Source organism: Roseibium sp. MMSF_3247, from assembly GCF_030733765.1.
Lineage (GTDB): Bacteria > Pseudomonadota > Alphaproteobacteria > Rhizobiales > Stappiaceae > Roseibium.
The window spans coordinates 238,200-263,686 of sequence record NZ_JASHII010000002.1; the positions used below are offsets into that span (position 1 = coordinate 238,200).

Below are 25,487 nucleotides of genomic sequence, written 5' to 3' on the forward strand. Positions count from 1 at the left end.
CTCTTGCATGCCTTCTTGCACATGGCTTCGTTTGTCGTGGCTAGCTGTCCCGGACTTGATCCGGGACCTGCCTTGGGCCAGAGGGTTGGCCCCGGCGCTGAGGACGGGGCGGTGAGGGAAGCGGTTAACGGTTGTCGAGCTGAGACCTGACACGTTTGAGGCCAAGGTTCGTGATCCGGTAGGGGCCGCTGTTTTTCGAAGAGATCAGACGCCGGTACTTCAGTTTCTGGAAAAGCTGCTGCGAGCAGCCGCCCCAGAACCAGCCATCGCGTGTGATCGTCTCGTATTTCAGAATACGGCCGTCCTCGTCCTTCTCGGCAAGGATATAGCCGCCCTGAGCAAGCAGGTGCAGCACCCGCTGTTCGGCTTTGGAAATGTCCATTGATGTTGATTTTCAGTCTTTGAGCAAAAGAAACCTGTCACCGCAGCAAACGCATGCGGTGTGGTGCTTTTGTTGTCCCGGCTGGTTGGGAGCCTTCTGGTGAAAGTCGAAGGTCCTGAAACGAGCCGGGTTTACCGGGACTCGCGAGTTCCGCGCATAAAACCTCTCAAAGATTGCGCGCTGTCGATATCACGATGACTATGCTGCAACAAGAGACTGAAAGAGACTGGCGGTCAGATGCCTGCCGTGTGTTGTAATCCTGCAAGCGAGCAGATTGGTCAGCTGCGTTCCGCCGGCCAGTAGCCGCTCTTTTGGTCGCGCTCAATTGCGATCGCCTCAACCTCGTCCGAACCGCAGCGGGAACACTTGAGGGATTTGGTGAGCGCGGAGAGTGTGTCTTCCAGCGCGTAGTTGGTCAGTTTCAGGTAGCGAAACCGGGCGCAATGGGAACAGACGATGCCAAGCCGCCGATCGCTGGTTTCCAGCATCTCGATCGTTTCATCTGTTTTGGCTTTGGCGGGGCTTGAGGTCATTCAGTCAGACGTGTCCTACAGCTGCCGGAGGCTTCAAGTGGTCCGGGCGTGAAAGCGTGAGGGGTTACGTAACGGCTTTTCTTCGATTGTAAAGCTTTGCCGGCCATTTGGCCCAAACCACCACCCAACTGGAAAAGCACGGCTGCGACGCAATTGCGCTCGCTTTTTGATGGCTGCGCGGCTAAGACAGCGCCATGATGACGCTTTCTGATACATGGATCGATCTGTTCACGCTTTCCGGGCTTTTGAACCCGTTTGCGTTGTTGATCGGGGTTTACCTTGGCTGGCGCGCCGATCAGCCGGTGAAGCTGTGGATCGCCGGGTTTGCGGCTGCTGCCCTGTCGCTGATGCTTGAGACTGCGGTGGGTTTGCTGCAATTGCCGCAACCGATCTCCCAGGATGCGGGTGCCCTAGCCATGTTCCCGTTCCGGTTCATAGGCGGTGCGGCAGCAGGTGCGGTTGCCTATTGGCTCAACCGCCGGCGCCGGCAAGCCGGGTAAGTTCGGAGAGCAGGTCCCGGCTCAGGGCCGGGACGGCGGAGATCGTTACTCTCAGCTTTTAGAGTAGCACGCCCGACACCCACTTGGCGCCGCCCCGGACTTGATCCGGGGCCATTGCACAGTGGGTCCCGGTGAGGGACGGCACGGTATGGCGTGCTGTCTTGTGAGACAGACCTCAGTTGGTGGGGCTGACTTCGGGTATGGTGGCCTGTGTCACTGATGTGGCTTGAAGCGTATAGTTTGCAGTTGCCAGGTGTGTCTTGGCCCGTTCGCGCCGGAGCACGCCTGTCACCCAGACAGGGTCGGCATTCACGTCCAAACCGTCTGGAAATTTCACGGATATCACCTGATCCGGCAGGGGCGGCGGCGGATGTGTGCAATCCTGCCGAAGGGGCGGGATGAGCAGAAACTCCTTCACATCCTTGAACTGAAACTCCAGGGGATGCGCATATCCGGCAATCCGAACGGTTTTCCCGTCAAGGTCAGCCGATCCGGGCGCGCATTTTTCGTACCGGCGTGAGAGCAGCCGGGCGGAAGCTGTTTGTTGGCTGCATTTCCGCTGCGACAAGTAGTTTTCCAGCAGTTTTGCGCAAGACGATGGCCGGTCTGCCCGCAGTTCATCCCAAGTGACGGTCATAGGCTCTGCCACGGCAGAGCCGCAGCAAAGCCCGAGCAGAAGAGCACCGGTCAGAAGACAGCGATCAGTTCTCACCTTGCCCATGCGTGACCGTGAGCGGGCTGAGATAATGCGGGTCTGTCAGGCCTTGTTTGCGCATGGCAATGCCGGTCAGACACTCGCGGATGACCCTGTTTGCGTTCAGTGCAGAGACGTAGGTCGGGTCCATCAAGGGGGCGAGCTCGACCAGCTCAAAGCCGACAACATTCGATTCTGCGCACAGCCGCCGAACGATCGGGAACACCTCGCGCGGCATCAGCCCACCGGGTTCTGGTGTCCCTGTTCCGGGAACGAAGGCCGGATCCAGAGTGTCGATATCGAAAGAGACAAAGATGTATTCCGGCCCGTCATTCGCCTCCTTGATCACGTCTTCCATGACGGCATCGAACCCACGACGTTCGATTTCGGCCATGGTGTGATAGCGGAACCCGTTGTCGCGCATCCATTCGAAAGCTTTTTCATCCGGATAGTAGCCGCGCAGCGCGACCTGGATGAAGTTCTTTCCCTCAACGAGACCCTCTTCAATCAATCTGTAGACCGGCATCCCGTGATTGATCAGATGTCCCATGCCGTATTTGCCGGCATCATAATGGGCATCGAAGTGCACAACACCGACATTGCCCTTGCCGTAAACATCGGTGAGCGCGGCAACATCCGGATACATCAGTGAATGATCGCCGCCGATGATGAAGGGAATGACCCGGCTGCCGTCCTCATGCTGTACTTCGGCCGCCTGGCGCACAAAAGACCGGACCGCATGGATTGTGCGCTCCGTGCTCATCATGTCATTTGGCGCGTTTCCGTAATCGACAACCGTCATGTCCTGAAGTGGATCGACCATCACGTGCATGTGCGGCTGACGTGCGCCGTACCCAAGGTAAATGGACGAGTTCCGAACCGCATTCGGTCCACGAGATGCGCCGCGGGCGCCACCGCCCATGTCGGTGAACGCGCCCATGATCGCCACGTCAACTTCACCGGCGGCGAGATCCTCAGGGGTGAAAGCCAGCGGTTGATGCAGGAACGTCGGGAGTTGCATGTAGCCTTGGCCAAAAAACCGCTGTGGATCGACCAATCCGGGTTCGCGATCCTCCCTTAAACCTTCATAACTCGGAAGAGGAGTCCGCCAGGCGTTGAAGCTCGGATCCTGTGTGTCCAGTGGGACGACCGGCTGTTCGCCTTCTCGAATGGGGGCCGCATTTTCCTCGTATTCATGGCCATAGACCTGAGCCAAGGCTGGCCCACCCAATAGCGGCAGAATGACGAGGCTTGAAAGTAAAGACAGTCCTTTGCCCATGATGCAGCACCTCCCAGAACGCTGACGAAGCGTAACACGCTGAAAAAACAGCGCCAGTCGCTAAAAAGTCCAAGGTGCCGCCGGATCTTTCCGGTGAAAAATCCCTGTCGTTAAGTCGCTGGATTGAAAGCGTGCGCTTCGTTCAGATCTTCAGCCAGCTTTCAAAGAGAACCGCGTTCGGGCAGTCCTTGAGGGGAGCTTTTGCTCCATCTTCGTGATGCTCCAGCCAATGGCGGCACTTTTCGGTTTCCTGACAGCTCATGCAACGGCGGGCAGCCGTTTCCATGTCCACATCGGCTTGCGCACCCTCTGGCAAGCCTTTCATCGCGCCGATGGTGTCCAGCATGCGGCCCATCAATTCGGCGCGTTCGTTCAATCGGTCCATCCAGTTCACAGGGAACTCCTCTGTCCTCTGGGCCTGGCAGCTTATGCCGCTTGGCAGGCCCGTGAAGTTTTTGGCGGGATCCCGTCCTGATCCGATCCATTCTGCGGGCGAGGATGGAGACATTTCGCAGTCCCCGCCTTGATCAGGGTCAACTCTCGCCAAGCTTTAAGAAAGCAGCCATACTCGGCGCGTTAGAGTCGGTGTGCTCAGACTGACCCTGGAGACGGTGTCATGGTGGAAACGGTCAGCGCACAGCCGCTGCCAGCAAATACGCAAGGTGGAACCGCCCCCCAGGCCCTGGAGCCCGGCACTGAACTGCGTGCCAAGGTGGAGGCCAATCTTCCGGGCGGTGTTGTCCGCTTGTCGTCCGACGCCAAATCGATCGATCTTCGCGTGCCGTCTCCCCTGCCTGTCGGAACCAATTTCACGCTCTCGGTTTCCGGCACCCGGCAACAGCCCGCTGTTGTTCTGACGCCCGACGGCAGTACGGTGAAACCTGCAACGTCCGCGCCGCCGCAAAACACCACTCAGACGGTGGCGACCCAGCCCACAGCGGCAAATCCGCAAACTCCGGCATCCCAACCGGCTGCATCTGCGCCGCCGCCTCAGGCAAATCCTCAAGTGCCGCAACAAACACAGCAACCAACGCAACAGCTGCCGCAACAACCGGCGCAGCAGACTGGCCAGCAGTTGCCGCAACAAGCGCCTCCACCAACCGGGCAACCGACCTTGCCGCGGCCCGCACCTGTTTTGGCCCAGTTTCTTCAGGCGACCGGCGTGCTGCCGCAACCCGCCCAATCGGGCGGTGCTGTTCAGCCCCAACTTCCCGGCCAAATCCTGACCCAGCCTGCCGCACCGGGCCAACCCGCTGTTCCAAATCAGGCGCAGGTTCCCGGGCAATTGCCGGCAAGTGCGGTTCTGCCCCAACCGGCGCAACCTGCAACCCCTTCAGGCAGCGGACAGGCTCCTCTGCCGGCACAAGGGGCGGGAACCGGTGGGCCGATTGCCGGTGCGCCAATCATAAGTACCGGGCAGGGCACCGTCGTTCCGCCGTTGCCCTCCGGCGGTCCGGCGCCTGGAACGCCGGGCGCTCCAGTCAGCGCGCAATCCGGCCCACAGACTACGGTCACCTTGCCTTCCGGGGCCGGTGGATCGATCCCTTCGCAAGGAGCCAGTGCGCCACTGCCAGGAGGGCCGGTGTCCGGTACGCAGGTCTCAGGTCAGCAAGTCTCTGGCCCGCAAGCGTCTGGTCCGCTGCAAGCTGGTGCGACTTCGCCAACGCAGGTGCCCGCAGGAGGTTCGACTCTTGCCGCAGCACAGGCAGGCACCCTGGCTCCTGCCGCCGGCGGTGCTCCACTGCAATCGCCCGGCACTGGCCCGATACCGACCGCACCGGTGACACCGCAGACCAGGCAGCCGTTGCCTGCCGGTTTGCCAGCTGGGGCGCCGACCAATACAGGGGCGCCCGGCGTTCCACCCGTTCTTGGTCAGCCTGCCGCGGGTCAAGCGATCCCGCAGACTGGGGCTTTTCCAGCATCCGTAACATCAGCATCAGGGCAAGCGCTTCCGGCGCAAGGGGCTCCCGGAGCACTGGCGAGCGTTTCCACACAAACGTCAGCCCTACCCCTGCAAGGAGCACCGCCGGGTGGGGTGATCTCCCAAACAGTATCAGCTGCAGGGCAGGGGGCAACCGTTGGAGCCGGAGCTGTTCCGCCTCCAGCCGCCGGAGGGCCACAGGGCGCGGTGCAGCCGAGCGGGCAGGCTTTGCCTCAGCCTGCAGTCAATCAGACTGTTGTGACTGCTCAATCACCTTCAACGCCCGCAGCTGGGACAGCGGGGCAGAACGCCAATGTCCAAGCGGGGCCCCCTCCGCCGGTCAGCGCCAGTGCGCAATCGCAGGCACAGGCCTATGTTTCCGCCAAACCGGGCATGGCAACGCCCGGTCAACCGGCCATTGCCTCTCAAGGGGGCGGTCCGGCAGCTTCAACGCCGGTCCAGCAGGCAGCGGCAACCTTGCGCCAGCCTTTGGCAGAACAACAGGCGAGCCTCGGCAATCTTTTTGCTCAAATCGGGTCCTTGATGTCCGCGCAGGCGGCCGGAAAGGCCACCGTTCCGGATGCGGTGCAGAAGGCCATGCAGCAGATTTTGGGACTGCGCCTGAACTCCGGACAACAGATAACCGGACAGTCCTTGCAGCAGGCCGTCCGCTTGTCCGGTCAGGGCGGGGAGGGACGGTTGCCGTTGCCGACTGGCGCGCAACAGTCTCCTGTGCCCGATCTGAAGACCGCTCTTTTGGCATTTCGTGGCTTGCTGCAAAGCCTCGGCGCGGAACCTGCCGTTCGGTTTCCAGCGCGCCAGCCAGCCCCGGCGTCCCGCTCATCTGGTCCCCAAGGCCAGGCCCCGCAAACCTCAAGTGGCTATTGGGCCGGGTCCGCGCCGCAAAATCTGCAGTCGCTGCTCCAGGAAACAGATGCTGCATTGGCGCGCATGCGTCTCACTCAATTGACCAACGCCGGCCTTGCAGGAGATGACGGCCCGCAGGCCGCAGCGGCCAAGCCCATGGACACCGTTCTGGAATTGCCGCTGGCGCTCGGCCAGGACACGGCGGTGATGCAAATGCAGATTGGTCGCGACGGCGGGGGCAACAGCGCAGACGAGGACGAAGAACCGGCCTGGCGGCTGCGTTTTGCACTGGACCTCACCGCAACTGGTCCGCTCGAAGCGGCCGTGAGCCTTCGGGGTGGCGGGACTTACATCTCCCTTTGGGTGGACCGCAAGGAGACACTTGATCTCCTGTCCGGTCTTCAGGAAACGATGGAGGCGGCCTTCGCCGATGCCGGGCTGGACCTGCAGGAACTGCGCTTCATCCGCGGTCTTCCGCCGAGAACTGCTGCCAAGTATGGCGCCCTCATCAACCGCCAATCGTGAGAGTGCCCATGATCACGCCGACAAAACCTGAAAAAATCGCCGTTGCGCTGGAATATGAAGATGGCGGTGCGCCGGTTGTCAGCGCGAAAGGAACGGGCACGGCGGCCCAGCGGATCGAGGACATAGCCCGCGAGGCCGGTGTGCCGATCGAGCAGAACCCGATGATGGCCGAGGCGCTGTCGCAGATTGAAGTCGATTATGAAATCCCGATGGAGCTTTATCAGGCCGTCGCCGTTCTGATCGGCTTCATTATGCGCACTGGTCAGGCACAGCACCCCAAGGGACCGGGCGAGACAGAAACCTGATCACGATGACGCAGTGTCAATGGTCAAGCCGCGGCCAATTTGCTTAGGAGAGAGGCACCGACAGGCCTCGCTCTCCGCTCCTTGTGCGAAAGCGCCAGCTTCGGGCAAGGAAAGCCTTGCAGTAAAACCAATTCCCGACTAGGCATCAGGGCTGCAAAAACCAGCGCTCCGGCTGTCATGCCGTACCTTCCAAGCGAGCGCTTTTGACGAACACAGGATTGAACGCCCCATGACGATTGTCGACGTACGCACTCCCGACCCGAAGAAATTCATCAAGGGCGCGACCGGCGACTGGGAAATCGTGATCGGCATGGAAGTCCATGCCCAGGTCACCTCCGACGCCAAGCTCTTTTCCGGCGCCTCGACCGAATTCGGACAGGATCCGAACAACAACGTTTCGCTCGTCGATGCGGCGATGCCCGGCATGCTGCCGGTAATCAACGAGGAGTGCGTCCGCCAAGCAATCCGCACGGGCCTCGGCCTGAAGGCGGAGATCAACCTGAAATCCGTGTTCGACCGCAAGAACTACTTTTATCCGGATCTGCCGCAGGGCTACCAGATCTCCCAGTTCAAGCAGCCGATCGTGGGCGAAGGCAAGATCCTTCTGGATATGCCGGATGAGCAGGTTGAGATCGGCGTGGAGCGTCTGCACCTTGAACAGGATGCCGGCAAGTCCTTGCACGATCAGCACCCGTCCATGTCGTTTGTCGATCTGAACCGCTCCGGCGTTGCTTTGATGGAGATCGTGTCCAAGCCGGATCTGCGCTCAGCGGATGAGGCCAAGGCCTATCTCACCAAGCTGCGCACCATCCTGCGCTACCTCGGCACCTGTGACGGCAACATGGACCAAGGCTCCATGCGCGCCGACGTCAACGTGTCTGTGCGCCGTCCGGGCGGCGAATTCGGCACGCGCTGCGAGATCAAGAACGTCAACTCCATCCGCTTTGTCGGCCAGGCGATCGAATACGAAGCGCGCCGTCAGATGGCGATCTTGGAAGATGGCGGCACCATCGATCAGGAAACCCGTCTGTTCGACAGCGTGAAGGGCGAGACCCGGTCCATGCGGTCCAAGGAAGAAGCGCACGACTACCGCTATTTCCCGGATCCGGATCTGCTGCCGCTGGAATTCACGCAAAGCTTTGTTGATGAGCTGGCCGCTGACTTGCCGGAACTTCCGGACGACAAGAAGGCCCGGTTCGTCAAGGACTTCGGCCTGACAGCCTATGATGCGGACGTTCTGGTTGCTGAAAAAACCTCCGCGGCCTTCTTTGAAGAAGTCGCGAACGGCCGCGATGCGAAGCTTGCTGCCAACTGGGTGATCAACGAGCTGTTCGGCCGCCTGAACAAGGAAGGCAAGACGCTTGAAACCTCTCCGGTTTCCGCAGCTCAACTCGGCGGGATCATCGATCTGATCAAGGCGGGCACGATCTCCGGCAAGATCGCCAAGGACGTCTTTGAGATCGTCTGGACAGAGGGCGGTGACCCGGCCCAGATCGTTGAAGACCGCGGCATGAAGCAGGTGACGGACCTCGGTGCGATTGAGGCCATCGTCGACGAAATCATTGCCGCCAATCCGGACAAGGTCGAGCAGGCCAAAGACAAGCCGAACCTCGTTGGCTGGTTCGTCGGCCAGGTGATGAAAGCCTCCAAAGGCAAGGCCAACCCGCAAGCGGTGAATGATCTTTTGAAGCAGAAGATCGGCCTGGAATAAGGTTTTCTTTTTTCGAAAAAGAAGAGAAGGCTCCGGATTTCCGGGGCCTTTTTTGTTTTTGGGTAGAACTACCGGCCGCGGCTGACAATTCTCCTCTGAATGCAATTAAGTCGGTCTAGGCGATCTCATGGAAATCTGCGCAGGCGGATGGTCCTTTGCACCGTCGCTGTATTCAACCTGAAAGAATATAGTATGACGATATTTGTCAAATTGTATGCAAAGTGATCACGTGTTGCCCAACAATTGGGCCAAACTTGTCAGCCCGATACCGAAACACTAGCAAAAACGCTTAGTCCTGCGGGTGGCACAAGTATTGCCAAGCGAACCGTATCCAAACGGGGGCGCTTGATGACAATAAGATACGGCGAGCCGGACCTGGATCATGTTTGATCTCAGGTTTTTCGAAATTTATCGCAATCCAGAATATCTGCTGCTTTTGGGCGAAGGCGCGGCCATGAGCGCCGCGTTGACAATCGGCGGCGGCATGGCGGGCTTTCTGTTTGCGGCACTCCTAGCCGCAGTACGTCATTACAAGATCGCTTTTTTCGCCCAGATTGCCGCGGTCTATGTGGAGTTTATCCGCAACACGCCACTCATCGTACAGATGTTTTTTGTGGCCTTCGGATTGCCGCTGCTTCTTGGATATCAGTGGCCCTTCTGGGCCCATGCATTGCTCGCGTTGACGCTCAATTTCTCAGCCTATTTTGCGGAAATTCTGCGGGCCGGGCTTGCCGGACTGGGGGCGGGTCAAGCGGAAGCTGCTGATGCGCTTGGGCTGCCGAAATGGCTCGGGTATGTGAAAATCCTGTTCCCGCAGGCGGTAGCGTCGATGTTCCCGTCGCTCAACAGCCAGTTCATCTTTCTGTTTTTGACAACCGGCGTGATCTCCGAAATCGGCGTGACCGATTTGACTTGGGCCGGGCTGTTCATCGACAGCCGCAGTTTTCGATCCTTTGAGGTCTTTTTCACCCTGACGATCATCTACATTTTGATGGCCTTGATTTTCAAAAGTCTGCTTGGGGTTCTCTACGCCCACCTGTTCAAATGGAAGGTGGTCAGATGAAGGACGCTTTTGTCGCCGTTTTCGGCAAACCTTTCGGGATTGTCCTGTTTCAGCTTTTGGAAGCGACCCAGTTTACGATCTATCTTTCCCTGATCGCGTTTGTCGGTGGTGGCCTCATCGGATTGGCGGTGACCGCCGCCCGGGTGTCGCCCTACAAGCTGATCGACCGGACTTTCATGGCCTATACGTGGCTCTTCCAGTCGGTCCCGCTCTTGATGCTCTTGTTCCTGCTGGGGCTGGGAGCCCCGCGGTTTTTTCAAATCCAGATCGATCCCTGGCTTGCCGCTGGCATAGCGTTGACGCTTTACACCAGCGCTTATTTGTCTGAGGTGTGGCGCGGGGCCATTACGGCTGTTCCCGACGGCCAGCGGGAAGGAGGAAAGGCGCTCGGTCTGACGCTTTTCCAAATCATGCTCTTGATCATCCTGCCGCAAGCCTTCCGTCTGGCGATCGCCCCCACCGTCGGGTTCATGGTCCAGATCATCAAGGGAACGTCGCTCGCCTATATCATCGGGTTCCACGATCTGATGACCATTGGCAAGCGCTGGGCCAACTCTCCTGTGCCCGGCACTCAACCATTCATCATCTATCCGGTGATGGCGATGATCTATTTCTCACTCTGTTTTCCGTTGTCCTTGTGGGCCCGGCGTCTTGAAAAGCGTCTTGGGTCCGCATCGTCCAAAGGTGGGGCAACCGCTGCTGCCTAAAGCCTCCCAAATCACCTCCAAACCAGGGACTCAAACATGTTCAAGAAACTTGCAGGAGCGGCTGGAATAGCCTTCACAGCCCTGACACTGGCAATTGCACCAGCGTCTGCCGAACTGAAGGACATTCTGGAAGCGGGTACAGTCAAAATCGCCATTCCTGAAAACTTTCCGCCTTTCGGTTCGCTCGGCGCGGAAGGTGAGTATGTCGGCTATGATGTTGATGTCGCAAAGATGATCGCAGAAGACCTCGGCGTTGAACTGGAACTGGTTCCAGTGACTTCAAAACAACGCATTCCGTTCCTGGAGACCGATCGGGTGGATCTGGTCATCTCCACTTTGGGCGCAAACCCTGAACGGGCCAAATCCATCTGGTTTTCTCATGCCTACGCTCCCTTCTTTTCAGGCGCCTTTGCAAAGCCGGATGTCAGCGTGACAACCATTTCTGATTTTGCCGGCAAGAAAATCGCGGTGACCGGCGGGACGCTCGAAGATCTCGCGATCACTGAGGACGCTCCGGAAGGAGCGGAGATCATCCGTTTTGGTGACAACGCCGCCACGATCGCAGCATACGTTTCCGGTCAGGCAGATGTCATTGTCACCGGCAACATGGTTGCTCTCGGCATCTCCAATGACAATCCGGATTTCGACCTCGAAACCAAATTCGTGATCGCGAACTCTCCGTCGTTCATTGGCGTGAAAACAGGCAACATCGACCTCTTGCAGTGGGTCAATGTGTTTGTTCTGCATAAGAAGCTGAACGGCAAATTGAATGAACTGTCTGAAACATGGCTGAAAACACCCCTGCCGCCGCTCCCGGCGCTGTAAATTTCAGGCCAGCTATCAAAAAAACGCGCGTTGCAAAGCGCGCGTTTTCCTTTGGCAATCTGCTTGGCGTTCAATCTCGTCTAGTCGTCAGCCGGCAACCGTGTTTCCAGTCCATACTTTTGAGATGTCGCGTTGAATTTCCGCGTGACCGCAGCACCAAGGTCGATGCCCATCTGATCGGCGAGCAGATCCAGGGCAATGATTGCGTCGGCCATTTCATTGGCGACATCCTGAAGATCTGCAGTGGAGCCCTTGATGCCGCGGGTGCCTCGCAAGTACTTCTTCAAGGCTTCCGCGACTTCCCCGAATTCCCCGGCAACTTCCAGCCCGCGAAAGGCAATGTCGGCCTGATCATTGCCGGGCCACTCTTTCTGGCGGGTGATGTTGGCCTCGCGCAGATCGGAAAGTTTCATGGGTTTGGCTCCAAGTTTGCGGGGACGGAAGAGCAGAAGAGGCAGCGCATACCCCTTCGCAAGGCTCAAGCGACTTGTCAATTTGCCGGACATGGGAATCGGGGTACCAACGCCGCAGGTCTTTTTACGAACTGCCAGCGATACCCATGATCAGAATTGAAAAAGCCACCCATAGCCACTTGGCTGAAATTGTTGCCATCATCAATGCCGGGGCGACCAGCGTCCGGAAGGGCAAGGAGTTCGGCAATACTGAGGAGTATCGACCGGCGTTCGAGGCCATGCTGGCGGCTCCCGAAATGGACATCTATGTCGCGCTGGATGCGGCAGGCGAGGTAATTGGCACCTATCAGATCCATTTTCTGAAAGGACTTGCGTTTCAGGGCCGGCCGCGGGTGGAATTGGAGAGCGTCCATGTGCGCGCGGATCAGCGGGGCTCCGGCGTTGGCAAGCTCATGATGGCCCATGCCGAGAAACTTGCAGTCGAGGCTGGAGCGTGTCTGGTGCAGCTCACGTCAAACAAGGAACGCGAAGGCTCTCATCATTTCTACAAGCGTCTCGGCTATGACCAGAGCCATTTGGGCTACAAGAAAATGCTTGTGTGATCAGCGCTTTAGAAGGAAATGCCCGCCGCTCTGTCCGAAAATGCGCCACACATTCAAAAGCGGACAGAGCAAGCGGGCTGTGGCCAAACCTTTAAGCTTGGCAAAGCGATAAGCGTCTTACTTCACGCGGCTCCAGGTCTCCCCTTTACAGATCAGACCGCCCATGACGCAGCCTTCCAGCTTCAGCTTGTTGGCGGACGTCAGTTTGATGAAACCGGTATAGGTCTTGCCGTCTTCCGCGTTATAGACTTTGCCCTTCCACTGTCCATCCGTACCGGTCGGCTTCATGGATTGAACAATCTGAACGCCAAGCAGCGGGCGGCTCCGTTTGGAAGCGTCGGGGTTTTGCGTGTCGTTGCGGGGATCGCGCAGCCAGATGAGCTTGCCGCACAGCGCGCCACCGCAAGAGCTGATGCGGATTTTTGACGCCCCGTTCGGGCGTTCCCAATCGCCCTTGGCATCGGCGGCAGAAGACGATGCGGTCGTGGCGGCGAGCAGTCCGACAGCAACAAGTGCAGCCGCGGCGTTGAATTTCAACATATGTTCCTCCCAAAGCGGAATAGCTTCCGTTTACGAAAAGGGAATGTATCGCGGTGTTTCCAGGTTGCATACCCGTAACGTAACGTCATATACGCGACTTTTTGCAGTGCTGCGTACACGAGCACGCAATATTTCGCCCCAAGTAGCCGAGTGAAAGGTCATTGACTGCTGCGGAAGAGCCCTGCTGATCTCAGAACTGGCTAATTTTAGCAGGATTGAAAACCGGGTGCGGGGACAATGTAATAGGGTATCAATCGTCATCCGTAATTTGGGCAGGCAGCTTGTACATTCGAAATGTCGTCGGTCTTGTGGTCATGGGCCTGACCCTCTTTGGGGCCAGCACAAAACCCTTGCATGCCGCCCCAATCCGAGCGGCCACCGACGAATGGCCGCCGTTTCGCATTTTAACCGACGAGGGTTTTACCGGGCTGGACCTTGATCTTATCCACGAGGTCGGGAAACGGATTGGAACAGAGATTGACGTGGTGAGAATGCCGTGGGGGCGGGGGCTGGCGTCCATGCAAACCGGGGCGGTCGATGTCATGACCGGCTTGGCCTACCGCAAGGAGCGGGCCGAATACATCGCTTACACGGACACACCCTATTATGCGTGCGAGACCGCCTTTTATACGCCCGCATCACGCCCGGTCAGCATCACTTCTTATGAGGACTTGCGCGAGCATACCGTTGGGTTCGTCCTGCATTCCGCCTATTTCGAACAGTTTGATCAGGACACAACGCTCGACAAGCTGGGTGTTGCGGCCGAAAACATTCTCATAGATATGACCAAGCGCGGACGGCTGGATGTGATGATCGGCACCGACTGCCAGGTGGACTATTACCTCAAGACCCAAGGGCTTGGAGACCGGATCGTCAAAACCGAGTACCGCCCGGGCAATACGGTCAATTTGTTTCTCGGCGTTTCCCGGCAATCTGAGTGGGCCGAGCGGGTGGATGAGCTGAATATCATTGTGAAAGACCTGGTCGATGAGGGCATCGTCGACGCGTTTGCCCGCCGGTACTACGATAATCCGTCCTAAGTTGTCTCACTGATCACCATCACATCCTGACCCAACAGGGGCTTTTCCAGCATGTGGGGCAATCCCTATACGCCTTTAAGACAGCTCTCTTCACGGCTTGTGTTTTTCCTGTTCTTGGCTGAAAAAAATGCTCAATCGATCTTTTGGTGAATCCAATATGAATCCATCCTGTCAAATTTTGCGATAATATTATTGAAAACACACAGCAATTCGTAATGCTATGGTTGTCATCCGGTAAATTTCAGACTTACTTAAACTATTGTTCGGATTTCATTAAATCTGTTTTTTAACTGCCTCTTTAAGCGCTCCTGATGAAGTAACCCTCATGAAACGGCGGGAAAAGCTTCAGATAAGCTTTCGTTTCTAGGGAAGTCTTGTAGACAAAAAGGGGAGAGCGTTATGGCTCGCTATGAAATACATTCCGACGACATGGCCATCATGGGCGAAAAGCCGATGACAGCTGACATTCTGTTCCAGATGGGCCTGGACAGCGCCTGTGGCCGTCACGGCACGACAGACCTCGTGACAGCGCACAAGTGGTTCAACATTGCGGCTTTGAAAGGCAACCAGGAAGCCGTTCGCTATCGCAAGGAAATCTCCGGTGAAATGAGTTCCTCCGAGATCGCAGAAGCGCAGCGCTCTGCGCGCGAATGGCTGTCGATGCATTGATTGCGTGCAAGGCTGCCGGCCAAACGGCACCTTCATCCAACGGTTTATCCTGACGCGGCGCAGATATTATCGCCGCGTCACCACATTTCAGCACTCATTGAACAGCAGCCAGTCCATGGTCATCCCAGAGGGTTTCGGGGACCAGCGGACCGAGGGCAAATTGAAAGTCCATCACCCGATCGCCCGCCTCATTCAACAGGCAGCGGTAGGCGAGTTCATACCAGTCTCCCTGGCTGCGCACAGCGCCCGCCGGAGCGTAGAGTTCCATGCCGCGTTGAACCGTCGTCTTAAGGGCATAGGGCACCAGCCGGTCTGGTCGAAGCCCTTGCGAACGCACTCCCACTTGCTCCATCGCTTCCAGAGCGCAGAGTTGTTCTCTTCTATCAAGGCCTGTCACCGTCTCTAGGGCCGCACGCGCCTGGGCCGAACGCGGGTCCTGTAAAACCAGAACGCTCCGAAGCTGTTTGGCCGTGACCCAATTCTCCGCCGCCCGCCAATCGGATTCTTCCGCCCTTTCAGTTTCAAGGCTAATTCCCGGCACTGCGATAGCGGCATCATATGGTGTTACGTCTGGTTGAGCGGCGGATATTGTTCGCTCATGAAAGACGGAGGAACCGATGGCAGGGGAGGTCGCAGTCAGTCTCACGATCTCTACCGCGATTGGTGTCGGCGCATCCGGAAGAGCGAACCCGGCGGGACGGAGGTTGGCAAGGATCAGAAAAACGGTGACATGCAGCCACAGAGCGCACAGTCCGGGAAAATGACTGACAATCAGTCTGTCTAGAAAGGTTGGCGGCGCAGCGTGAATCGGATCGTTCCCAGCTCTGAAAAATCCATCCAGAGATGTAAAATGCGGCCAAATTCCGTAAGGTTGCGGTCGCGCCTATGCGCCTCGTACCGCATTAGGGCCTGGTTGGCTGGGAGCCTTCGGCATGGTCATCAGTTCATGACCCGGTGCCGGTTGAGGATCTGCTCATAAGTTCCATCCGCTTTGATTGCCTCAAGACCGCCCTTTAAAGACTGGATGAGCTCCGGGTCGCTGTCTTTGTTGATGGCCATGTAAAGACCGCCACTGATATCGTCCAGGCGGTAGATCCGATCAAACAAAGCCGGGTTGATGTCCTCCAAATCGAGATAATACTGGAAAGCGGCTTCGTCGAAGGCGATGAGATCCAGCCGGCTGAGTGCCAGTTTCCGGATGTTCAAAATATCTTCACCCACGATATCGAGATTGGTGAAGTTCTGGCTCTTAAGATATTGGTAAATCACGTCTTCGACTGAAACGCCGATGCTGTAGTCCTTTGCATCGGACAATGACTCGATGGTCAGATCCGTCCTGCTGGCCAGTTTGCAAAGGGACGTGTTGTAGGGTGCGATGACGCCGATCCACTCAAAAAGATCTTCCCGTTCCGGGATCCGGCCGATCGAAAAGATCACCGTGTTCTTGGTGTTCTGGGCAGTCAGATAGGCCCGTGCCCAGGGCAAAAACAGGAATTCTGCGGTCAATCCGGTTTCGGCAAGAACAGCCTGAACGACCTCGCTCGACAGGCCCTTGGCAAGGCCATTGTCCGAATAGTTGTAAGGTGGGAATTCCTCGGTGACGATCCTTATGTCCTGCGCCCGTGCGGGGAGCGCAAGACACATTAGCAGTGTTGCCACCCACAAAAGGAGCTTCACAAAAGAACGATACGCAGAAACCATGGATCAATACCGCCGCAAATCTTGAGCGCCCGCAAGCTGTGAAATCTGTCAGGAACCGCGGTTTTGGTATCGGGTTGGCACTTTGCGTGCCGGGACAATTCACGCGCAATCGAACCTGCGCGCGGCCAAAACCACAAAATATCTTGAAACAAACAGGCGTGTCCTGGCGAAGTTGACCGCCTGAAATCAATCTCCCGGATCCGGCACTTCTAAGTTACCGTTGCAAGACTTTCGGGACTGGCGGTCAAACAGGCAGGAACCGCACCGTGTGTGCCGGGGGAAGACAGAACCGGCGTCTGTTCGTGGAAAAACCGGGCCAAGTCAAAAATCCCCTTGAACTCATGGGTTTTTGTTCGTACACGGGGCCTACCGGAGAGGTGGCCGAGTGGTCGAAGGCGCTCCCCTGCTAAGGGAGTAGGCGGGCAACCGTCTCGAGGGTTCGAATCCCTTCCTCTCCGCCACTATGCTTCCAGACCTACACGGATATTCGCGCGCCGCGCCCCTGGAAACGGGTGTAGGGCGTTCATGATCTGTTGCTTATCGAGCCGGCGTCGGTTTTCAGCTCTCAGCGTACTTTCAGGTCACTCTTGGGTTTTTGGGTTTCGGTGCTTTCGGTCCAGGTGAGGCGCAGATCGAGGCGGTTGGAGCCGTTGGCACGGTCTGCGCGCACGCGCACCGTGATCAAACCGCCCGGTTCCAGAACGATCTCTTCATCGCCATCGCTCAAGGTCAGTTCGCCTTTGCCAATGCCCTTGGTCACCGCCTCCAAAAGCGCCTTGATGGACTTGCGGCTTTGAAGGGACTCGTGGCGGAAACTTCCGTCGCAGTTTTGCATCTAGGCACTCTTTTCTCAAAGAAGGTGTTCTGGCTTGAAATGTTTGACCCGCGGATAGTCGGAACTCAAGCCCACAACGTCGCCTGAGGGGAAAATAAGCGTCGCGCCCGCGCCGATGCCGGCGAGGCCTTCCAGACGGCGGGAGGTTCGGTCCAGCGTGATGTCGCCTTCCAGGTGCAACAGCCCGTTCTTGGCCAGGATCCGCTGACCTTTAAGGTTGTTGACGTGGCCCTGAACGATCATCTTGATGCCCGCCTGATGCAGGAGCTCAACGCCTGAGGCCGTCAGTTGTCCGTCAACCGGCCGGTATTTGGTGCGAACCAGATTGGCAACCGGGCCGGAATAAAAGGCAAATGGATCATCTTCGGCTTCCAGCCGGTAGCGCGCATTGACAGCGGCCGGGCCGTCTTTGGCCAGCAGTGCGCACATGCTGTCATCGATCCCGGCATGCAGAAAGACGAGGGAACCGATCTGCTCGACCACATCCATGGCCGAATAGAACCAGCTGTAGGCGCCTCCCGGGTTCAAAAAGAGATCCCGGCACCGCAGGGACGCGGCGTAGACCTCGCGCATGGTGAGGCCTTCCGCGTCCGCCTGTTTGGCGAACTGTTTTGCCTTTTTCTTCAGCTTCTTGAGCTCTTTTTCGATCCCCAAGGGCGTCAGATACGGCGCGGCCGCGGCGGGGAACGTTGCCTTCCAGCTCTTGGACGGAAAGATCCGCTCACGGCACTCTGCCTCGTCCGGCAGATGTGCCAGGTCTTCAGGCGTCACGTAACGCGTGTTGATTTCGGCTAAGAGCGGCAGGATCTTGCGGCCCATGCGGACAAAAAGATGCTCGGTGAGCGGGGCTTTCGGCAAGGTCAGCGCCCGGATCGCAAGGCGCAGCCGAAGATCATGATTTCCCGCAAGCAGACGAACGTCGGCACCCAGATCGAACAGGCGTTTCAGTGCGTTCAGCATGTCGAGGTTGGACGGGCCCTTGTCGAGGCAATCGCCTCCGACGATGATTTTCGCCATCTGGCCGAAGGGCGTCAGGACAAACCCGTCGTTAGTGCGGTGGACCACGCCTGCTGAAACAAGGGAGCGCAAAAAACCGTCGGCATCGGCATGCGGGTCGGAGATGAAAACGACCGGGTTCTCAGGCCAGGTCCATGTGCCGTGCAATGCGGCAGCGGCCAAACTGGCGCGAACCGCGCCGGCATTGCCGCCTGAATGATCCTCATGGAGGGGCCAGGGTTCCAGGTTGCGGGGAAGCGCTGCGAGTTCACCCGCATCATCGAAGACAGGGGGCAGCATTGGGTGCGATCTCGCTGCGCGACCGGTATGGACTGCCATGATTGTAGGCCTAATCGAGCGTCTTATCCGTTAGCTGGCGAATCTTCCACGTCCCGCCAATGTGCGCCCATGTACCATTTTCTATGTGACAGAGATGTAACGGCCGGGCATGGTGCATGCTGTATTGGGCGATCTGATCACGGCTCACGACACCGAGGAGGTGCGCCGCGTGCCGGAAAGAAGCCCCATGGCCAAAATGCAGCGTCACCGTTCCGGCAGGTTGTTCAGCTGTTGTGCGGGTCAAATGATCCGCAACCCGTTGTCCTGCCATCATCAGGGATTCCGCACCTTGCAGCGGCAGGCAATAGTCGCTGTCCGATTTCCATGCGACGGGAGGCGCGTCAAAGCGGGGGTCTTCGATAAGGACGGTCTCAATCTCGTCGAGCGTCAAATTTGCCGCGCTGCCGACCGAGCGTTCAGCCAGGGAAGGTGTCTGCTCGATGGTCAAAGAGTGTCCGTGTTTGATCAGGACATCACACGCAAGCCGGGCCGTCTGCCAGGCCCGAAGCTGGTAGGAGGAATAGACGATCGGATTGAGAGACAGGTGTTCGTCTGAGAGCCACCTGGCGAGCTCTTCGCCACAGGTGTTGGCCTGCGCTTTACCGTTTTCCGTTAGGGGAAAGGGCTGCAAGGCACTGGGCACATTCTTGCGCTGGTGATAGTCGCCGTGGCGGATCAAAACCACGATGGGGCCTGTGGCAACCAAATCGGTCATGCAAAGAGGTCCTTGCCAGCTGCAGCCAGTGCATCGAAATCGATGGCGCCGGTTACTTCGCGAATCCGGACACGCTTGAGCTGCCGGAGATAGGCGTCCGGCTCCAGCGGATCGTCATCTTGCAGGAAGACGCCGTTGGCATCCTGATAGAACGGGCCAGCACTTTTCATGATCGCGCCCAAGAGATCCGGCCGCTCGGTGAGATCTGCATCCACGAGGCGCGTTGGCTCGGTCGAAGTCCGGCTCCAGTTCAACACCCAGAACTCGGTGAGGGGAGCCGTGAATGAGATGCGGTCCGGGCCATAGACTTCGCTGATGAAAAGGTCGTGCTTTTCTTCCAGTTGCCAAAGATCTTCCGGCTGCATCTGCAGCAGCTCTTCTTTTCTTTTCTCGGACAGCAAAGGGGCCAGGCGCGGATTGTGCAAGATCGTGCCGGGGTTGATGCGCGGATTTTTGGGAATGCCGAGACCTTCAGTGCCTTCGCTTGTTGCGCGCACCATGAGCCTGTCGTTGGTGACAAAGCGGGTCGTGTCGAGATCCATCATGCGCAAGATGGCAGTGGATTTTCCACCACCGGACAGCCCGGCAATCGCAAGACCCTGTCTGCCATCGGTCACGGCTGCGGCGTGACAGATCTCCCAGCCATCCCGCTTGCAGATGTTGAGGATCTGCGTGTTGATGAAATTGATAACCTGATTGGGATAGGCGAGGCAGGGCCCGAACGCGATTAGAGCTTCCGAGGATTGCAGGAAGGTCATGCCTGTACGGATCTTGTGCACCAACCGGCCATCGTCCAGATCGACATACGCGTCCTTGCGCCCGGTTTTGCTCGGTTCGCGCGCCCAGTCGATCCAGTCTGGTTGGGCACTGAGACTTTGTCCTTCCAGAACGTCGATGGTGGCTGCAACCGGCCCAGCTTCGGCAAGGGCTTCTTTCAGGTGGTGACGCAGCTCTTTGGCCATCGGCATCGCGCAACGCACTGCAAGCCGCACCGGACCGGTTTCGAGATAAAGCGCTTCCGGCAAACTGTCGCGGTTCAGCTCGGCAAGCACGTCAGCGGTGGTCCTCATTGCGTCACCTTTGCAATCACATGATCTGCAAGGGCCGCGGCTGCATCGACACCACAGCCTTCCTTGGCTCCGCGATATCCGCCGAAGGCAGACACTTCAAAGACGATTGGTCCATCATCGGTCAGTGCGACATCGACGGTTGTGAAATCAAGGCCGAACGGCGCCTGCGCCTTTCTAGCCAGATCGATCAGGCCGGCATCCGGCTCAAAGGACGCATATTTGCCGCCGCTGTGGATCGTCGTGTTCCAGCTATCGGATTGGCTGACCCGGGCGTAGGTGCACAAGTAATCACCGCCGAGGAACACCATTCCGAGATCCTGTCCGGAAATGTTCAGCTTTTGCTGGATGTACATGACAGGATTATTTTCAGCGAACGCGGCGATCTCGGCCCGGGCGTTGGCGCCCGCTTCGATGATGCACATGCCGCGCGCTTTGGTCGAGTACAGCGGCTTAAACACAGCTGCGCCATAGTGTTCCACAGCAGCTTCTGCAGCCTCCAGATCCTCGGTCACGACCGTTGCCGGCATCGGTGCACCGGCCGCGCGTAGAGAGACCGTGCAGGCAAGCCGGTCGATCAGCCGCAATACGGCTTCGGGACGGGAGAAGATCTTGACGCCGCGGCTTTCGGCAAAGCGCAAAAGCTCCAGCCGGTCGAGCGCATGCGGGCTGTAAATTTCGCTGATTTTCTTGATGATAATCCCGTCAAGCGCGCACAGATCCTGCCCCTGGTACATGACAGCACCGGTTTCCAGATCCAGCGCCACGACTGCCATGTCGATCACCAGACGGTAGCCGGTCTTGGCCTCGATCACATCGGCAAGGGCTTCTGTGGACCATTTGCCGGGTATGCCAACGACCCCGATCTTAATGTCAGTCAACGAACAACTCCTTGATGGGCAGTTTGAACCGCTCTTCCTTGCCTTCCGGACACTCCAGCGCCTGTTCGAGCAAGAAACGGGCGCGGATAAACATGCGCCGCGCGTGGGATTTGTCGAACACGAACCGCGTGGAGGTGGCAAAGCTGCGCGCAAGGCCGAGGGCGAGGCGGTACTCGTAGGTCCGGTCTTTCTGGGACCGGGCGAATTTTGCAGCGACCGATTGCAGGTCGCAGGCGACTTTGGCGAGCCGGCGGCGCACCGGAATGTCCTGGATTTGCAGCCGGTAATTGGAAATCATGAAGACTGAGACGTCCTGAACGTAATCCATGTAGCGGGAGCGGTGCAGGTCGATGAAATGCAGCTTCTTTTCCGCCGGGTCATAGATGACATTGTCGAGATTGAAGTCGCCGTGGATGTGAACGGAAAAGGCCGCCTCGAGTTTGTCTTCGCGCTCCACGGCTTCCCGGACGAGTTCGTCAAAACCCTTCAAACGCAGCCCACCGAAACGTTGCGGTTCAGCACGGAATTCCGGATGGACGCGGTAAACTTCCGGCAGGCGCCGGGACAACTGGCGCATGGAGGCCATCACCGCTGGTTCTTCCATGCGTGTACTGCGCCAAACATCGTTCAGGGTCTTGGCCAGCTTCTTTTGGGCTTCCGCGAGAAGAGCGTCGTTTTCGTTGAGGACCAGCTGCTCAAATGTGTAGCCCGGCAAATGCTCGATCAACAGGGCGGCTGATTGGCCGCGTTTCTGATAGGATAAGATCTTGGGAGCCAGTCCCGGATAGATCGCGTGCCAGCTTTTCACACCGGCCCGTTCTTCGCGCACCTTGCGCAGTTCCCCATCCTTGAAGACCGCATTGACCGGTTCCCCGTTTTCACTCCGCGAACGGACAGAAGAGATCGCGCTCCCGGACCGGGTTTCCGCCAAGGGCACCATGTCGACCGGTTCGTCCTCCTTGGCCGATGGCAGGAGGCTTTTCAGCGTGAAATAGCGTTCGAACTGGACCGGCTGACCAAGATTGACCGACAGGATGGCTTCGGAGATCGACTGGAGCGCGTCACCGATGCGCCGGACTTCGTTGGCAACCAGCAGGCTGTTGGCAAGATCGGCTGTGTGCTTGGACTTGCGCATGTCCTCGGTCAGTGTGCGGAACACCCGATCGTAAAGGTCTTCCATCTTTTCACGGATCTGCCCGATCCGAACCGCGGATTTGCTGTCAGACCGGGCAAGGGCCGGCTGAATCAGCTTCAGACTGTCGCGAACCTGCTTGAGAACCTTGGTGTAGGCATCAGCCCGCAGGTAAGCTTTGCGGTCCACAGTCTCAGCGTATGTCAGGCTGCGCCGGGCAAGGCGGCTGATCAGGTCAAGGTTTTGCGCAATCAGTTCGACGTTCCGCAGTAGGTTCTGCTGTTCGGAAGTGACCTTCTTTTGAGACAGAATTTGCGTGCTGGCTTTGGTCAATTTCGAGGCGAGATTGTAGGAATACCCCGCGCGCAAAATGACCTTTTGCGCGGCTGCCTGGTTTGGGGACTTGAAATAGTCCTGCGTCCCGGCGAGCTGGCCATCGATCTCCACGCTCAGAAAATAGAGATTCTCGTCAATGGATCGGGGGAGTTTAGCCATCAAAAACTCCCAGATAGACTGGTGACGTGGTGGTCAGCGCCGCTGCGTAAGCCGGGCGGAACTCCGACGCCCTTGAAACCGGAGAGGCCCAGATCGTCCCGACTTGGGAGGGGTCAGGATGTGGTCCCATCACCGGCAAATAGTTGTCGGACACCTCACAGGCGAACAGCAGCTCCAACTGATGGCGCTTCCCATCCGTTTTGGTTTTGAAAACTTCGGCCACATGCAAAAGGGGCCCTACGGTCACGGTCGTACCAACTTCTTCAGCGCATTCACGGATCAGAGCCTCTTCTGCGGTCTCGCCCCGGTCCTGCTTTCCGCCCGGCAAGGTCAGATAGGCCGCAGCACCGCGCTTTTGCTTCACCTGTGCCAAAAGATCTCCGTTTCGAAAGATGACGGCCCGGACAGTTGGGCGGATCGGTTCCAGAACCTTGGTCTGTTTCAGTTTCATGGCGGTGTACAGTGGCTCTGAGAAGGAAACGTGACAGCAATTCAGACCCGTTGATAACACCGAATCGTCGGGCTGGTCTAAATGCTTCAAGGGTCTGCGCCAACACACCGTGATAGACTGATGGGCAGCCTGTCGGTGGAGACGCTTTGAGATGACGAATAAGACCTTGGAGTTTTTGCTTCTCTGCGCCGGCGCTGGTGCCAAGGATTGGGACGGCGCAAAAAGGAGACTGCCCCTGCGCACCAAGGGAAAACGCCAGGCCCAGAAGATCGGCGCCTGGATGGGGCAGCACGGTTTGCGGCCAGACAAAACGCTCACGACAACCGATGAACGCGCCACTGCAACGGCGCAAAAGGCGCTGAAGGCTGGCGGCTGGTCCGCGCAAGGGGTGGTTCAATCACCGGATCTCACGAAGGGCGTCATTCCTGCGATTGCTGATGAAGACCGTGTGTTGCTGGTTGCGCCCAAACAGACGGTCGCAGATCTGCTCGGCTCTCTTGGGGTTCATGAAAGCCTGTCTCCGGGCGTTCTTGTTCGCCTAGAGAAAACTCCTACGGGCACCGAAATCCGTCAGGTCATCGACCCGCGGGATTTGCCGGATCTCTTTCCCTATCCCGGCCCGGATGGTCCGGAGCGCCGGGAGCGGCCAGCCTATTATTACACCCAGTCCGCCGTCATACCGTTCCGCCGAACGCCGGGGGGCAAGGAAGTCCTGATAACAGGTTCATCGAGTGGACGGCATTGGGTCGTTCCGAAAGGCATCGTTGATCCGGGCCTAAGTCCTGCGGAGTCGGCCAGAGTGGAAGCCCGCGAAGAAGCCGGTGTCGAGGGCATTATCTGTGATCGTTTACTTGGAACCTTCACTTACGAAAAGTGGGGCGCAACCTGCCGCGTAGAGGTCTATGCGATGGAAGTTACCCGCATCCTGCCAGCAGATGATTGGGAGGAAAGCCACCGGCAGCGCACATGGGTGCCGGCCGAAACGGCCGCAGCCATCCTCCACGAGAAGGCGTTCGGGTCGTTCATCGCGCAGCTCTGATTTATCAGCCTGGTGCCCTGGCCGCGTTTTGATAGGCCTCCCGCAATTCGCGCTCCGGGTTCTGCCGATGTCGTTGCCCCTCACACACGCGCAATGCTGTCTCGGCCTTGAGCCGGGACCTGTTTGTTGTGGCCCCGGCTCGGGGCCGGGGCGGCAGCAGATAAGGGTCTGGGATCTGGACCAGATCAGGTGAGGTCCGAGCAAATCCGCTGTTTGGCGTCGCGGTACTCCTGTTCGATCCGGTCGACAACCTTGCCCGCCGGAACGATCGACTTGAGGGCCCCAATGCCCTGACCCGCGCCCCAAATCTCCTTCCAGGCCTTGGCCTTGGAAGATCCTGAGCTGAAATTCATGGATGAGGGATCAGCAGACGGCAAGTTGGCCGGATCGAGACCGGCACGGGAAATCGATGGCGCAAGATAGTTGCCTGACACGCCGGTAAAGAGAGACGATGTCACAATATCTTCCGCGCCGCTTTCGACCAGCATTTGCTTGTATTCAGCCTGCGCGTTGGCTTCCTCGGTCGCGATAAAGGCGGACCCGATATAACCGAGATCGGCGCCAAGCGTCCGGGCGGCCATCAGCGCTTCGCCCGTGCTGATGGAGCCGGACAGAAGCAGCGGTCCGTCAAACCACTCGCGGATCTCGCGGATAAGCGCAAAAGGGGATTGCTGGCCCGCGTGCCCACCGGCCCCGGCCGCGACGGCGATCAGGCCGTCGGCGCCTTTCTGGATCGCCTTCTTGGCGAAGGTGTTGTTGATAATGTCGTGCAACGTGATCCCGCCGCAGGAATGGGCCGCTTCGTTGACCTCAACCCGCGCCCCGAGCGACGTGATCCAGATCGGCACCTTCCAGCGGACGCAGATTTCCAGATCGCGCTCCAGACGTCCGTTGGAGCGGTGCACAATCTGGTTCACAGCGAAGGGGGCTGCCGGCGTGTCGGGGTTCGCCTGATTGTAGCGGTCGAGTTCCTCGGTGATCTGCTTGAGCCAGATCTCCAGCATGATCGGCTCGCCATCCTTCTCACGGGCATTGAGTGCCGGAAAGCTGCCGACAATCCCGGCTTTGCACTGGGCAATCACGAGGTCCGGACCGGAGACGATGAAGAGTGGGGCGGCCACGGCCGGAAGACGCAAACCTTGCAAGGCTTTCGGAAGGGTTTTGGATTTCAACATGCTTGGGTGTCACCTCGGTAGGACGGTTCTGCGACCGCTGATTTCGCTTTGCGTGAAGGCCATCATCACACAAAGAACGGACTGA

Annotated in this window: 28 protein-coding genes and 1 tRNA gene; 12 read left to right on the top strand and 17 right to left on the bottom strand. The window is 58.2% G+C overall.

Annotation, left to right across the window (positions count from 1 at the left end):
* Positions 1 to 124 precede the first annotated feature (124 nt).
* Complete coding sequence (locus tag RBB44_RS06580; protein WP_209173299.1) at positions 125 to 382, bottom strand: YjhX family toxin; 258 nt, start codon at positions 380 to 382, stop codon at positions 125 to 127.
* Between the two features lie 278 nt (positions 383 to 660).
* Complete coding sequence (locus RBB44_RS06585; protein ID WP_306146601.1) at positions 661 to 915, bottom strand: hypothetical protein; 255 nt, start codon at positions 913 to 915, stop codon at positions 661 to 663.
* 194 nt (positions 916 to 1,109) lie between these two features.
* Between RBB44_RS06585 and RBB44_RS06590 the strand changes: the two genes are divergently transcribed.
* On the top strand, positions 1,110 to 1,415 hold the full coding sequence (locus RBB44_RS06590; protein WP_306146602.1) for a phosphatidylglycerophosphatase: 306 nt from the start codon (positions 1,110 to 1,112) through the stop codon (positions 1,413 to 1,415).
* A gap of 175 nt (positions 1,416 to 1,590) precedes the next feature.
* On the opposite strand, the gene RBB44_RS06595 is transcribed toward RBB44_RS06590, so the two are convergent.
* The 3 genes from RBB44_RS06595 to RBB44_RS06605 all read right to left on the bottom strand — a co-directional run bounded on the left by RBB44_RS06595 (position 1,591) and on the right by RBB44_RS06605 (position 3,773).
* A complete protein-coding gene (locus RBB44_RS06595; protein WP_306146603.1) occupies positions 1,591 to 2,052 on the bottom strand; it encodes a DUF3299 domain-containing protein in 462 nt (153 codons plus the stop codon).
* A gap of 64 nt (positions 2,053 to 2,116) precedes the next feature.
* Positions 2,117 to 3,388, bottom strand: a complete 1,272-nt coding sequence (locus tag RBB44_RS06600) for an agmatinase family protein (protein ID WP_306146604.1) — start codon at positions 3,386 to 3,388, stop codon at positions 2,117 to 2,119.
* 142 nt (positions 3,389 to 3,530) lie between these two features.
* Positions 3,531 to 3,773, bottom strand: coding sequence for a DUF6455 family protein (locus RBB44_RS06605; RefSeq protein ID WP_306147305.1), 243 nt, complete (start codon positions 3,771 to 3,773; stop codon positions 3,531 to 3,533).
* A gap of 231 nt (positions 3,774 to 4,004) precedes the next feature.
* On the opposite strand from RBB44_RS06605, the gene RBB44_RS06610 reads away from it, so the two are divergent.
* The 6 genes from RBB44_RS06610 to RBB44_RS06635 all read left to right on the top strand — a co-directional run bounded on the left by RBB44_RS06610 (position 4,005) and on the right by RBB44_RS06635 (position 11,312).
* Positions 4,005 to 6,701 carry a flagellar hook-length control protein FliK gene (locus RBB44_RS06610; protein ID WP_306146605.1) on the top strand — a complete coding sequence of 899 codons (2,697 nt, stop codon included), beginning with the start codon at positions 4,005 to 4,007 and terminating at the stop codon, positions 6,699 to 6,701.
* A gap of 8 nt (positions 6,702 to 6,709) precedes the next feature.
* Positions 6,710 to 7,006 carry an EscU/YscU/HrcU family type III secretion system export apparatus switch protein gene (locus RBB44_RS06615; RefSeq protein ID WP_306146606.1) on the top strand — a complete coding sequence of 99 codons (297 nt, stop codon included), beginning with the start codon at positions 6,710 to 6,712 and terminating at the stop codon, positions 7,004 to 7,006.
* A 229-nt stretch (positions 7,007 to 7,235) separates the two neighbouring features.
* Entirely contained in the window at positions 7,236 to 8,717 is a 1,482-nt protein-coding gene (gene gatB, locus RBB44_RS06620; RefSeq protein WP_306146607.1) for an Asp-tRNA(Asn)/Glu-tRNA(Gln) amidotransferase subunit GatB, read from the top strand.
* Positions 8,718 to 9,099: 382 nt separating this feature from the next.
* Positions 9,100 to 9,780 carry an amino acid ABC transporter permease gene (locus RBB44_RS06625; RefSeq protein ID WP_306146608.1) on the top strand — a complete coding sequence of 227 codons (681 nt, stop codon included), beginning with the start codon at positions 9,100 to 9,102 and terminating at the stop codon, positions 9,778 to 9,780.
* The gene (locus tag RBB44_RS06630) at positions 9,777 to 10,487 is read left to right on the top strand and encodes an amino acid ABC transporter permease (protein ID WP_306146609.1); all 711 of its coding nucleotides are present in this window, start codon (positions 9,777 to 9,779) and stop codon (positions 10,485 to 10,487) included. Before RBB44_RS06625 ends, RBB44_RS06630 begins: the two co-directional genes overlap by 4 nt.
* Positions 10,488 to 10,523: 36 nt before the next feature.
* Entirely contained in the window at positions 10,524 to 11,312 is a 789-nt protein-coding gene (locus tag RBB44_RS06635) for a transporter substrate-binding domain-containing protein (protein WP_306146610.1), read from the top strand.
* A gap of 80 nt (positions 11,313 to 11,392) precedes the next feature.
* Here the strand turns inward: RBB44_RS06635 and RBB44_RS06640 are convergent, their stop codons facing one another.
* Positions 11,393 to 11,725 (bottom strand): MazG-like family protein, encoded by a 333-nt coding sequence (locus RBB44_RS06640; RefSeq protein WP_306146611.1) that lies wholly within the window; start codon positions 11,723 to 11,725, stop codon positions 11,393 to 11,395.
* Positions 11,726 to 11,871: 146 nt separating this feature from the next.
* Here RBB44_RS06640 and RBB44_RS06645 point away from each other — a divergent pair, with 146 nt between their 5' ends.
* Positions 11,872 to 12,327: a GNAT family N-acetyltransferase gene (locus RBB44_RS06645; RefSeq protein ID WP_306146612.1), complete on the top strand. Its 456-nt coding sequence runs from the start codon at positions 11,872 to 11,874 to the stop codon at positions 12,325 to 12,327.
* 117 nt (positions 12,328 to 12,444) lie between these two features.
* On the opposite strand, the gene RBB44_RS06650 is transcribed toward RBB44_RS06645, so the two are convergent.
* Positions 12,445 to 12,867: a DUF2147 domain-containing protein gene (locus RBB44_RS06650; protein ID WP_306146613.1), complete on the bottom strand. Its 423-nt coding sequence runs from the start codon at positions 12,865 to 12,867 to the stop codon at positions 12,445 to 12,447.
* Positions 12,868 to 13,148: 281 nt separating this feature from the next.
* Here RBB44_RS06650 and RBB44_RS06655 point away from each other — a divergent pair, with 281 nt between their 5' ends.
* Both RBB44_RS06655 and RBB44_RS06660 read left to right on the top strand, forming a co-directional pair.
* Positions 13,149 to 13,907, top strand: coding sequence for an ABC transporter substrate-binding protein (locus tag RBB44_RS06655; protein WP_306146614.1), 759 nt, complete (start codon positions 13,149 to 13,151; stop codon positions 13,905 to 13,907).
* A gap of 429 nt (positions 13,908 to 14,336) precedes the next feature.
* Positions 14,337 to 14,576: a hypothetical protein gene (locus RBB44_RS06660; protein WP_133951211.1), complete on the top strand. Its 240-nt coding sequence runs from the start codon at positions 14,337 to 14,339 to the stop codon at positions 14,574 to 14,576.
* Positions 14,577 to 14,670: 94 nt separating this feature from the next.
* Here the strand turns inward: RBB44_RS06660 and RBB44_RS06665 are convergent, their stop codons facing one another.
* Positions 14,671 to 15,222 (bottom strand): DUF930 domain-containing protein, encoded by a 552-nt coding sequence (locus tag RBB44_RS06665; RefSeq protein WP_306146615.1) that lies wholly within the window; start codon positions 15,220 to 15,222, stop codon positions 14,671 to 14,673.
* Between the two features lie 293 nt (positions 15,223 to 15,515).
* On the bottom strand, positions 15,516 to 16,235 hold the full coding sequence (locus RBB44_RS06670; protein WP_306146616.1) for an ABC transporter substrate-binding protein: 720 nt from the start codon (positions 16,233 to 16,235) through the stop codon (positions 15,516 to 15,518).
* 413 nt (positions 16,236 to 16,648) lie between these two features.
* Between RBB44_RS06670 and RBB44_RS06675 the strand changes: the two genes are divergently transcribed.
* A tRNA-Ser gene (locus tag RBB44_RS06675) sits at positions 16,649 to 16,738 on the top strand.
* 104 nt (positions 16,739 to 16,842) lie between these two features.
* Here RBB44_RS06675 and RBB44_RS06680 read toward each other — a convergent pair.
* From RBB44_RS06680 to RBB44_RS06710, 7 genes are read right to left on the bottom strand one after another with little or no spacing between them, the layout of a single operon-like run.
* The gene (locus RBB44_RS06680) at positions 16,843 to 17,112 is read right to left on the bottom strand and encodes an amphi-Trp domain-containing protein (RefSeq protein ID WP_306146617.1); all 270 of its coding nucleotides are present in this window, start codon (positions 17,110 to 17,112) and stop codon (positions 16,843 to 16,845) included.
* A 15-nt stretch (positions 17,113 to 17,127) separates the two neighbouring features.
* Entirely contained in the window at positions 17,128 to 18,408 is a 1,281-nt protein-coding gene (locus tag RBB44_RS06685; RefSeq protein ID WP_306146618.1) for a metallophosphoesterase, read from the bottom strand.
* A 49-nt stretch (positions 18,409 to 18,457) separates the two neighbouring features.
* Positions 18,458 to 19,162: a histidine phosphatase family protein gene (locus tag RBB44_RS06690; RefSeq protein ID WP_306146619.1), complete on the bottom strand. Its 705-nt coding sequence runs from the start codon at positions 19,160 to 19,162 to the stop codon at positions 18,458 to 18,460.
* Positions 19,159 to 20,232, bottom strand: coding sequence for an HprK-related kinase B (locus tag RBB44_RS06695; protein WP_306146620.1), 1,074 nt, complete (start codon positions 20,230 to 20,232; stop codon positions 19,159 to 19,161). Before RBB44_RS06695 ends, RBB44_RS06690 begins: the two co-directional genes overlap by 4 nt.
* Positions 20,229 to 21,110 carry a GAK system ATP-grasp enzyme gene (locus tag RBB44_RS06700; protein ID WP_306146621.1) on the bottom strand — a complete coding sequence of 294 codons (882 nt, stop codon included), beginning with the start codon at positions 21,108 to 21,110 and terminating at the stop codon, positions 20,229 to 20,231. The genes RBB44_RS06695 and RBB44_RS06700 overlap by 4 nt, the downstream gene beginning before the upstream one ends.
* Entirely contained in the window at positions 21,103 to 22,737 is a 1,635-nt protein-coding gene (locus RBB44_RS06705) for a phosphotransferase (protein ID WP_306146623.1), read from the bottom strand. The genes RBB44_RS06700 and RBB44_RS06705 overlap by 8 nt, the downstream gene beginning before the upstream one ends.
* Positions 22,730 to 23,188, bottom strand: a complete 459-nt coding sequence (locus RBB44_RS06710) for an NUDIX domain-containing protein (protein WP_306146624.1) — start codon at positions 23,186 to 23,188, stop codon at positions 22,730 to 22,732. Before RBB44_RS06710 ends, RBB44_RS06705 begins: the two co-directional genes overlap by 8 nt.
* 151 nt (positions 23,189 to 23,339) lie before the next feature.
* Between RBB44_RS06710 and RBB44_RS06715 the strand changes: the two genes are divergently transcribed.
* Positions 23,340 to 24,227 (top strand): NUDIX domain-containing protein, encoded by an 888-nt coding sequence (locus tag RBB44_RS06715; RefSeq protein ID WP_306146626.1) that lies wholly within the window; start codon positions 23,340 to 23,342, stop codon positions 24,225 to 24,227.
* A gap of 185 nt (positions 24,228 to 24,412) precedes the next feature.
* On the opposite strand, the gene RBB44_RS06720 is transcribed toward RBB44_RS06715, so the two are convergent.
* Complete coding sequence (locus tag RBB44_RS06720) at positions 24,413 to 25,402, bottom strand: nitronate monooxygenase family protein (RefSeq protein ID WP_306146628.1); 990 nt, start codon at positions 25,400 to 25,402, stop codon at positions 24,413 to 24,415.
* Positions 25,403 to 25,487: the final 85 nt, after the last annotated feature.